Below are 541 nucleotides of genomic sequence, written 5' to 3'. Positions count from 1 at the left end.
AAACAAAAAAATCCCCTATCCAAGCTTCCAAACTTGAATAGGGATGTCGCAACCGAATTTCCCGGATATTACATAACGGAATCATACAAAAAAGTGACTGATGGAGATGAGCAGAATGCCTATCGCTTCCTTCCGCCACTCTTTTCTTTATTCTATGCATGGCAGAACGATTTGTTTCCTCTTCCTCCTTCTTTTTACAACTTTATTTGGTTACATAAACCAATGAACTTGCATCACGAAAGCTCGCATCACATACGATGTATAAAGACAAATAAGCAAAAATAAACGCAACACCAACTCTATAGAATTCTTTCACAGTTCATGCTAGAAAAAAACCTGCTTTTCTAGATAAAATAATGCAGTGATTTGTCTTTCATACACTGCTTGATAAACGCAACTATTCTGTTTATACAAGGAGGTCGAAAAGAACCATGTCTCTTCCCAATCTACCGGATATTACACCGGATATTTCTGTAACTAGGCAAGAAGCGATTAACTTGCTACTTTCTTCGATTGCCATGGAAGAAATCGGTTTATCTCA

1 protein-coding gene is annotated in these 541 nt (G+C 37.3%); it reads left to right on the top strand.

From position 1 onward, the window contains the following. The coding region (locus tag ACQRBL_RS32530; protein WP_427736450.1) for a hypothetical protein at positions 1 to 285 on the top strand (285 nt) is incomplete at its 5' end. Positions 286 to 541 lie beyond the last annotated feature (256 nt).

The organism is Bacillus sp. AF62 (assembly GCF_050312695.1).
GTDB classification, from domain to species: domain Bacteria; phylum Bacillota; class Bacilli; order Bacillales; family Bacillaceae_G; genus Bacillus_A; species Bacillus_A cereus.
The sequence above is the reverse complement of the archived record's forward strand: the minus strand, read 5'-3'. Positions and strand labels throughout refer to the sequence as shown.